This is a genomic window from Grimontia marina, from assembly GCF_900060185.1.
In the GTDB taxonomy this organism is placed as follows: domain Bacteria; phylum Pseudomonadota; class Gammaproteobacteria; order Enterobacterales; family Vibrionaceae; genus Enterovibrio; species Enterovibrio marinus.
On record NZ_FIZY01000131.1, the window covers coordinates 1 to 2,448 of the forward strand.

Sequence of the window (2,448 nt, forward strand, 5' to 3'; positions counted from 1 at the left end):
AGAAAGCATTAGAACAAAAGGAAATCACACCAAGGTTGCGAAGGCAACAGGCAAGATGAAAACAGGTCAGACCGGCATACTGAAACCCTGGCTATACCCGAGGCTCTAGAAGCCGATTGTTTGATAAGGCCAGTATGCGCGAAGTCTCATCAAGGCCAGAAGCAACGCTTCACAAACAGGCCGGATATATGAAAGCAAACCTGTCCCTTCAATCAAACCTGTCGTCTTGCAAACTAGGAGGAGACCATATATGGGTATAGGTCTTTTAAAAAAGCCAACTGCCCACAAATCTTCGGGTAATTGGTTCATTGTTTAAACTACAAACTTAAACAGGTGTCTTGGTCATTGCTAAAAAAGCATTCATTACCGAGGCGTTCGCTAATATGCGCTGGTCGAGATTTTGTTGGGCAGGTGTTTCGCTACAACAGCCAACACGGGCACCTTGTTGTACTAAAAAAGACTCAAAAGAGGTGTCGAAGTGATTGAAGATAACGCCATCTTGGACAGAACAGTCGTCAATACTGCCGTCTTTGGCGATGGGGAAAAATTCCCCCAAAGCATCTCTTAAAGTGTGGCTAAATGCCCCTGGCGTTTCGGCAGGCTCAAAGGTATACACATAGGTATCCGTCTGCAGCACATCTTCATGGCAGGTCAGTATCCCATCGCAACTTGCAGCCTGAAGAAGCTCAGTGTGCTCAAGTAAAATTCTGCCTTCCAATGAGGTGTCTTCTCCCGGTTTAGGAACGCCACTTTCCAGATAAAAGCCACGGTTAGGGTTTTCACCGAGCTCATTGAATCTATGACCATTGGCAAAGCCAGTCGGGTTAACCAAAGGTAGCAGGCTCAGGTTTACCTGCTCAAATAGACTTGAATCCATTTGCTGTAAAAGGTGCAAAAGCCCCCATGGCCCTGCGGCCTCTTCACCGTGAAACCCAGCGCTAATGAGCATATTGTGATTTCCGGCGTTTTGTTCCGGTGATTGCATGAACCACAAAGGGTACCCGCCCGCTTCCCCAAGTTTCATTCTGTTGAGGCCGAGTCTGACTTTCTCCTGTTCAAGTAGCGAGTAAAAATGGCTGACGTCAGTGCTTTTGCACTGAAAAATTTCGCTGTGCCAGCTATGGCACTCGAAGGGATTGCGACTCATTAATACATCCTTGTCATTGCGAAGTCTGAAAAGATAAACGTTGTCAGCATACCAGCAAACGCAGAAAAATAACGCTTATTCGATTGCCTGAATAAGGGAGATAGGAGTTCAGCTCCTGAACATACTTCGCTGATTTATTTAAAAGAAAACCAAGCTGCAATGATCACAGCTTGGCTTGATTTTCACCACGGTTTGGGACTTAGGCGGTTGCTTCCGCATCCTCCCGTTTGATCACTTTATGGCCTTCTTCAGTCACGCCGTCTTTCCAATAACTGCTGATGTAGATGTTGTCTCGATCAACTTCTCTGTCATTGCGGAAATATTGACGAAGTGCACGCATGGAATCGAATTCGCAGGCACACCAGATAGCAGCGTTACCTTCCAGCCATTCTTTTTCCTGAACGCGTTCTGACAGCGTTTTATCGCTTTTAACCAGCCAGTCGATTTGCATCCCTTCAGGGGCTTGAATTGGCTGAATATCGTCTTGAGAAAGCACTTCAATGACCGCATGGCCTTTTGCATGTTGGGGTAGCGATGCAATTTTGACAGAAAGTGCTGGAAGAGCTGTCATGTCAGCCACCATAAAGAACCAATCTGCTTCTTTGTTTATTTCCTGAATGGTGCCGGGACCGGCAATCATCATGGTATCGCCAACTTTGGCATTCATCGCCCAACGTGCGGCATGACCGCAGCCACAGTCATCAACCTTATGGCGGACAAAGTCGACTGTGATCATGTGTGTGCTGAAATCTAAATCGCGAATGGTATAAGTACGCATCACAGGCCTTTGGTCCGCTGGAAGTGAACTCAGATCTGTGCTGCCATTCGGCGCAAACATTAACTTGATATATCCGCCTTCGCAGTTAGCAGGAAAGCGGGAAAGTCCTTCTCCATGCATCACGATACGCTGCATGTTCGGGGTGATTGCTGTGGTTGCTTCTACAGTCAACAAAATAGGGCTTGGTTTATTCATTGTTCTTCTCTGACTACTTTACTTCCCCCTAAAATACGTCGCCTTTATAAATATATCAATGATAACGATTATCATTTGCGTAAATTTACACTTCTTTCTGTTTTCTACTAAATAGCTGTTCCTAATAGTAGATCTCAAAGATAAGAGAAACTCAGTCCGCTTTGTGCGATCTGATCAATCGCCAAACCGAAACATACCGACAAAAGGACTGAGTGATGGCCATCATAGCACCGATACCTCGTGGCGAACGTCGTAGGATGAAAAAAGCGATACAGACTACCAAGGACAAGGATTATGCCCGCAGACTTATTGCTCTCATGCAACTCCA

General features: G+C 46.0%; 2 protein-coding genes and 1 pseudogene. 1 reads left to right on the plus strand and 2 read right to left on the minus strand.

Going from position 1 to position 2,448, the window contains the following annotated elements; genetic code table 11:
* Positions 1–325: 325 nt before the first annotated feature.
* Together GMA8713_RS25385 and GMA8713_RS25390 are read right to left on the minus strand one after the other, a co-directional pair.
* Positions 326–1,147, minus strand: coding sequence for an N-acetyl-ornithine deacetylase (locus GMA8713_RS25385; RefSeq protein ID WP_062715429.1), 822 nt, complete (start codon positions 1,145–1,147; stop codon positions 326–328).
* Positions 1,148–1,346: 199 nt separating this feature from the next.
* Positions 1,347–2,120, minus strand: coding sequence for a siderophore-interacting protein (locus GMA8713_RS25390; protein ID WP_062715431.1), 774 nt, complete (start codon positions 2,118–2,120; stop codon positions 1,347–1,349).
* Between the two features lie 215 nt (positions 2,121–2,335).
* Here GMA8713_RS25390 and GMA8713_RS27575 point away from each other — a divergent pair.
* Positions 2,336–2,448: pseudogene (locus tag GMA8713_RS27575) on the plus strand (IS630 family transposase); the annotation flags it as partial.

Coding starts and splice junctions, on each gene's coding strand:
- GMA8713_RS25385 (WP_062715429.1), bottom strand. CDS start 1,147: ATGAGTCGCAATCCCTTCGAGTGCCATAGCTGGCACAGCGAAATTTTT.
- GMA8713_RS25390 (WP_062715431.1), bottom strand. CDS start 2,120: ATGAATAAACCAAGCCCTATTTTGTTGACTGTAGAAGCAACCACAGCA.